This is a genomic window from Alteribacter lacisalsi (assembly GCF_003226345.1).
In the GTDB taxonomy this organism is placed as follows: Bacteria; Bacillota; Bacilli; order Bacillales; family Salisediminibacteriaceae; genus Alteribacter; species Alteribacter lacisalsi.
The window spans coordinates 22499-28769 of the sequence record NZ_PDOF01000006.1 but is presented as its reverse complement, the minus strand read 5'-3'; the positions used below and the strand labels follow the sequence as shown (position 1 = coordinate 28769).

The 6271-nt window shown below is 46.3% G+C and carries 4 protein-coding genes; 3 read left to right on the top strand and 1 reads right to left on the bottom strand.

Annotation, left to right across the window (positions count from 1 at the left end):
- Positions 1-649 precede the first annotated feature (649 nt).
- Complete coding sequence (gene megL / locus CR205_RS19955; protein ID WP_236634954.1) at positions 650-1825, top strand: methionine gamma-lyase; 1176 nt, start codon at positions 650-652, stop codon at positions 1823-1825.
- Between the two features lie 77 nt (positions 1826-1902).
- Here megL and CR205_RS19950 read toward each other — a convergent pair whose 3' ends face one another.
- Positions 1903-2835 carry a YaaC family protein gene (locus CR205_RS19950; RefSeq protein WP_161524843.1) on the bottom strand — a complete coding sequence of 311 codons (933 nt, stop codon included), beginning with the start codon at positions 2833-2835 and terminating at the stop codon, positions 1903-1905.
- A 149-nt stretch (positions 2836-2984) separates the two neighbouring features.
- On the opposite strand from CR205_RS19950, the gene guaB reads away from it, so the two are divergent.
- Together guaB and CR205_RS19940 are read left to right on the top strand one after the other, a co-directional pair.
- Positions 2985-4442 (top strand): IMP dehydrogenase, encoded by a 1458-nt coding sequence (gene guaB, locus CR205_RS19945; protein ID WP_110521914.1) that lies wholly within the window; start codon positions 2985-2987, stop codon positions 4440-4442.
- A gap of 216 nt (positions 4443-4658) precedes the next feature.
- On the top strand, positions 4659-6068 hold the full coding sequence (locus tag CR205_RS19940; RefSeq protein ID WP_110521913.1) for a D-alanyl-D-alanine carboxypeptidase family protein: 1410 nt from the start codon (positions 4659-4661) through the stop codon (positions 6066-6068).
- The last annotated feature ends 203 nt before the right edge of the window (positions 6069-6271 follow it).

Below are 6271 nucleotides of genomic sequence, written 5' to 3'. Positions count from 1 at the left end.
AAGGATAAAAAATACACATTCAGCCTCTCACCTCCGTCCCATCAGCTTTGAGTCTCTTCCTAAACAGTAGGAGCATCAGAATTCCTACAGCTGGAATAAAGGCGAGCCAGGCATGACGAAGCTGCCATTCATAGCGTGCCAAATAGCCTGCCGGTGTTAAGCTGCTTGAAAAACTGTCACCATTGCTGCAAATCCTATTGTTAAGCAAAATAGTGGAAAAGTCCCGTTATACGAAACTGATGCCCTTCTGGCCGTGGTACTTTTCCAGCGGTTAGGATAAGAAACAGTCACTGAACAATTACTTAGGAAGCAAACAAAGCCATACTATGCAGACCAAAAGAACTGTGACAGTCTTTCACAGACAACAAACAAGACTTTTATCAGATTTATCAATCTGCTTTTCTGTAGTAGAATAAAAGTGCATCAGGCAAGACATGCAGTATTCCCCCATCAAATAAAGTAAAGCGCCATGCAGCGGACCTGTAAAGTCCCGCATGGCGTTTTACGTTCAGGCAGATTTATAAAGGAACTTCATCAGAATACTGTGCTGATACTGTAGCGCGGTGTCTTTATCAAATCGTATTTCAAGTACCGGCAAGGTTGAGTATAATAATATATGAAAGAAAGAGATAAAAAGGGGATGGCAAGGGTGAGGGAAAAAAAGGATTTGGAAACAAGGTTGATTCATGGAGCTTATGACAGACAGCGTCATCATGGCAGTCTGACACCGCCAATTTACCAGACATCCACTTTCAGTTTTGATTCAGCAGAGCAGGGTGAAGCCCGTTTTGCTGGAAATGAAAGCGGTTACATTTATTCTAGACTCGGCAACCCGACAGTCGACATCCTTGAAAAGGCGATTGCAGACCTGGAGAATGCTGAAGCAGGAGCGGCTTTTGGATCAGGTATGGCTGCCGTATCGTCAGTACTTATGGCACTCGTCCGCTCAGGGGATCATATCCTCGTTTCAGAGGGAGTTTACGGATGCACGTTCGGCTTTTTGGAAATGGCGCAGGAACGCTATAACATCGCCCATAATTTTATCGATATGAATGATGAAAAAGCTGTAAGAGAAGGAATAAAAGAAAATACAAAGGTTGTATATGTGGAAACACCGATTAACCCTACCATGAAACTGATTGATCTGAAAACAGTGATTCAAATTGCCAAAGAAAGAGGCGTTACTGTCGTGGTGGATAATACGTTTTGCTCACCTTATCTGCAGCAGCCGCTTGATATGGGAGCAGATGTGGTTCTGCACAGCGCCACGAAATATATCTGCGGTCACGGCGATGTGATTGCCGGTCTTGCAGCAGGAAAGGCAGATTTTATCCAGGAACTTAAAATGACGACATTAAAAGATATGGGTGGCGTAATGGCTCCATTTGATGCATGGCTTCTTCTGCGAGGGTTGAAAACACTTTCTGTACGTATGGACCGTCACTGTACCAACGCGGCTTTTCTTTTTGACAAGCTGAAAGATCATCCGCGTGTCTCCAAAGTCATCTATCCGGGGGACCCAGCTTCAGACCAGTACGATCTGGCAAAAAAACAGATGAGTCAGCCAGGCGGTCTGATTACATTTGAAATCGAAGGCGGGAAAAAGGTAGCACAGAAGGTACTTAATAAACTGAAGCTGGTTCAGGTGGCCGTAAGTCTGGGCGATGCCGAAACACTTATCCAGCACCCGGCTTCCATGACACATGCAGTGGTGCCTGAGGAAAACAGACTTGCAATGGGAATTACTGATGGTATGCTCCGTCTGTCAGCAGGTCTGGAAAACGCACAGGATATCTGGGAAGATCTTGAGCAGGCAATGAAGTAGTAACCTTTACAGGAATTCAGAATGGATCCGGAGGCGCTTAAGCCGTTTTCCGGATCCACTTTTTTTTTAGGGAGCTGTCAGTCTGAACTGAGCACCCGTTCGATTAAGAGAGGAAGCTTAACTGATGTAGTATTAAGAAAGGCATGAATGCAGGGATAATCATGACCCGGAAATGTGTGAAGCAGTTCACACCACCATTCTGTTTCATACCTGCAGACCATGCTTAAATTATACAAAATAAGATAATGACACATCAGTTCCGGCAGCGGAAGGTAATCGGTTCGAAACGCCGGGAGCCAGGAGACACCCTGCTGATCCCTGGTTGTAAGAAATGGATGATCTTCAATCCGGTTATCAGAAATAATGTCCAGCTGTCCTTTCGTTTTGGTTGAAGAAGAAGGCAGACCAAAGGATTTAAGCCAGGCATCAAATCTGGGCACATCCATCTCCAGTGTTTTTAACAGATGATCGGATACAGAAGATGATCTGTCTGAACGTGTGAGCGGAAAAAGAACAGGAGATCCGAACATACGTTCAATAACTGGAGCCAGTTCAGGGATTCTGCGTAACAGCGTGTTCATGGTATATTTTTCTCCGGTTAATTGTTTCACATGAAACAACCTGTCGGAAAAATAAGGAAATAACCCCTCTTTCTGCACCTTTATTTCGTCCTCCCAGAACGCATAACCCTGTTTTTTCCGCTTTCTTGCAGTTACCCCATGGGCGAGCACCTGTGTCGTACCGGGATATTCCGGGTCCACAGTAAGCAGGCATGCTTTCATCCACTGCACGCATCCGTAAAACAGCAGGACCGGCCGGGTCGCCATGGGAGCAACTGCAGCCTGATCCACGTATTGTTTTCCCATTTCAAGATAATATAAGAAAGAATAGCCGTTTTGATAAGCGAGGGACTGGGCATTGTTTAAGTGGAGGTTTTCATATTTTTTCACGAGAAATTCTTTTACAAAATCAATGGATTGAAAAGGAATATAAAATGCGCTTGAACTCAAGACCATTACCTCCTGTGGCAAAACAGTGGAAACCCTCAGGCTGACGCTATTTTGCAAGTTCTGGAACCTGCTTAAATTTCTTGACAGTAGTGTACCCAGTTGATAAGCTACTAATAATATTTTGGGAAAATAATAAGGAGGAACAGTCGATGTGGGAGGAAAAGTTTGGTAAGGAAGGGTTAACATTTGATGACGTGCTGCTGCTGCCCGCCCGTTCAGAGGTGCTGCCCCGGGATGTATCGGTAAAGACGAAGCTGTCTGATAAGCTGCAGCTGAATGTACCGATTATCAGTGCAGGGATGGATACTGTTACAGAAGCACAAATGGCAATTGCGATGGCCCGTGAAGGCGGACTTGGAATTATTCATAAAAACATGTCAATTGAAGAACAGGCCGAGCAGGTGGACCGCGTAAAGCGCTCTGAAAGCGGGGTAATCACCAATCCGTTCCATTTATCGGCACATCATCAGGTCTTTGACGCTGAGCATCTGATGTCGAAATACCGTATTTCCGGAGTTCCGATTGCAGATGAGAATCTAAAACTTGTCGGTATACTGACAAACCGTGATCTGCGCTTTATCGATGATTATTCGATCAAAATTGAAGAAGTGATGACAAAGGATGATCTTGTAACTGCACCAGTCGGAACAACGCTTGATGAAGCACAGAAAATCCTTCAGAAATATAAGATCGAAAAGCTCCCGCTTGTTGATGACGAAGGCATTCTAAAAGGCCTGATTACCATAAAGGATATCGAGAAAGCCATTGAATTCCCGAATTCTGCTAAAGACGCTTCAGGACGACTCGTTGTTGGAGCGGCTGTTGGTGTGGGCGGGGATTCCGATATGCGCACAGAAGCCCTTGTAGAAGCAGGTATTGATGTACTTGTCATAGATACTGCCCATGGCCACTCACGTGGTGTTCTGGATAAAGTGAGCGAAGTACGCAGGAAATATCCGGACCTTGATATTATTGCAGGGAATGTAGCCACTGCAGAAGCGACCCGGGACCTTATTGAAGCTGGGGCAACGATTGTAAAAGTAGGCATTGGCCCGGGCTCTATCTGTACGACACGAGTGGTGGCAGGGATTGGTGTTCCTCAGATTACTGCAGTCTTTGACTGCGCCATAGAGGCAAGAAAGCACGGGGCCTCTATCATTGCTGACGGGGGCATTAAATATTCCGGCGATATTGTAAAGGCACTTGCAGCAGGCGGACATGCTGTAATGCTCGGCAGCCTTCTTGCAGGGGTCTCGGAAAGCCCTGGTGAGCGTGAAATCTTCCAGGGACGTCAGTTTAAAGTCTACCGCGGCATGGGCTCCCTCGGTGCCATGGAAAAAGGCAGTAAGGACCGATACTTCCAGGAGGGAGAACAAAAGCTCGTTCCGGAAGGCATCGAAGGCCGTACGCCTTATAAGGGACCTCTGAAGGATACCATTCACCAGCTCGTTGGCGGGATAAATGCAGGAATGGGTTACTGCGGCACACCGACAGTAGAGGATCTTCACGAAAACGGCCGGTTTATCCGTATTACAAATGCAGGCTTGAAAGAAAGTCATCCGCATGATGTACAGATTACAAAAGAAGCACCAAACTATTCCCTTTAGACGTGAGGGGATAGGCGAAAAGTTGCAGATAGATAGGGGACTCCCCTATCTATTTTTTTTATGGGTAATGTGGTAAAATTACGTTTGTTACAGTGATAGCCGGTTGTAGCGGCAGACGGACACATTAACCGGAATTGACGGCGGATGAGCCGGTCCGGGATGTTTTCGTGTGCGTGTTTTTTTATAGATAAGTTTGCTTCAAGGAGAGGAAGAGAAATGGGAAAGTTTAGAACAGCGGCTTTATCGCTTATGGCCTTTCTGCTTGTTTTTTCAAGCGTATTTACAGTAGGGGGAAATACAGCGGAAGCCAGCTATTCCACAGAAGTGGAAAATGTATTGCTCGTTGATGGAGACACGGGAAAATTACTATATGCAAAAGAAATCGATGATGTCCTGCCGCCTGCCAGTATGACAAAGATGATGAGTGAATACTTAATTCTTGAAGCGGTAAATAACGGAGACATTTCATGGGACCAGCCTGTCCCTATCAGTGATTATCTGCATGAATTGTCAGGTAACAGAGGGCTCTCGAATGTTCCGTTAACTACAACGGGAACGTATACAGTGGAGGAACTTTACGAGTCGGTGGCAATTTATTCGGCTAACGCCTCCACGATGGCTTTGGCAGAGCTTATTGCCGGCTCTGAGGGCGAATTTGTTCAGATGATGAACGAAAAAGGGAAAGAACTTGGAATGGGTGACGTGATGCGTGAAGCCGGTGAGGAATACGGCATCTCCAACCTTGAAGAGCTTTCCGACCGTGATATCGGGGATTTCCAGTTTGTCAATTCCACTGGGCTGCCAAACAGTCTGCTCGACGGGAATCACCCGGAAGGGACCGAGCCTGATGATGATAACTATATGTCGGTAAGAGCGACGGCCACGCTTGCCTACCATCTAGTTAACGATTATCCGGAAGTTCTTGAAACAGCCAGTATCCCATCAAAAGAGTTTCAGCCTGAAGGCGCCGGTACTCAGATGCAGAACTGGAACTGGATGCTTGAAGGCACCCAGGTCTCAGATGTTGATTACGAATATGTGGATGGTCTGAAGACCGGCTTTACTTCTGCTGCCGGCTATACATTTACCGGAACAGCAGAAAAGGACGGGCAGCGTCTTATTACTGTCGTTATGGGAGCCGATTCTGAGATCCACCGTTTTAATGAAACGAAAAGCCTGATGGAGTGGGGATTCCAGAACTTCTCTACTGCAGAAGTTTTTCCTGAAGGTATGACACTCGAAGACAATGAAATGGTTCCTGTTACACAGGGGGAAAAGGATCAAGTATCTGTTTCCACAGATGAGAGCGTAACCCTTATGATACGTAACGGGGAAGAAGATGCCTACTCCTATGAAGTACAATGGGACGACTCCCTGTTTGATGAAGATGGAAATCTGATTGCCCCTGTAGAAGCAGGTGATGTCATCGGCACGATGCATGTCACTTATGATGGTGAAAACTATGGCTACCTTCAGGGCGAAGGACAGGAATATACGCAGGTAAATGTTACAGCAAATGAGGGAGTAGAGCGTGCCGGCTGGTTTACGCTGCTCTTCAGAAGCATCGGCGGATTCTTCTCCGGTGTCTGGACGTCTGTTTCCGACACTGTAACCGGCTGGCTGTAACTACCGGTTTATAAAACAAAAAACTGAGAGACATCTGTCTCTCAGTTTTTTTGTATAAGCGAGTCTGGGAGAGAAGTGTTTTGAATAAATGAAAATCCGAACAATTTATATGGAGCGCAAAATCATCGCTCCTGAAAGATACGCTGCATTCCGCGGGAAGCGGCTGAGCCTCCGTATGCTTCGCCCTGCGGGGTCTCACCTGC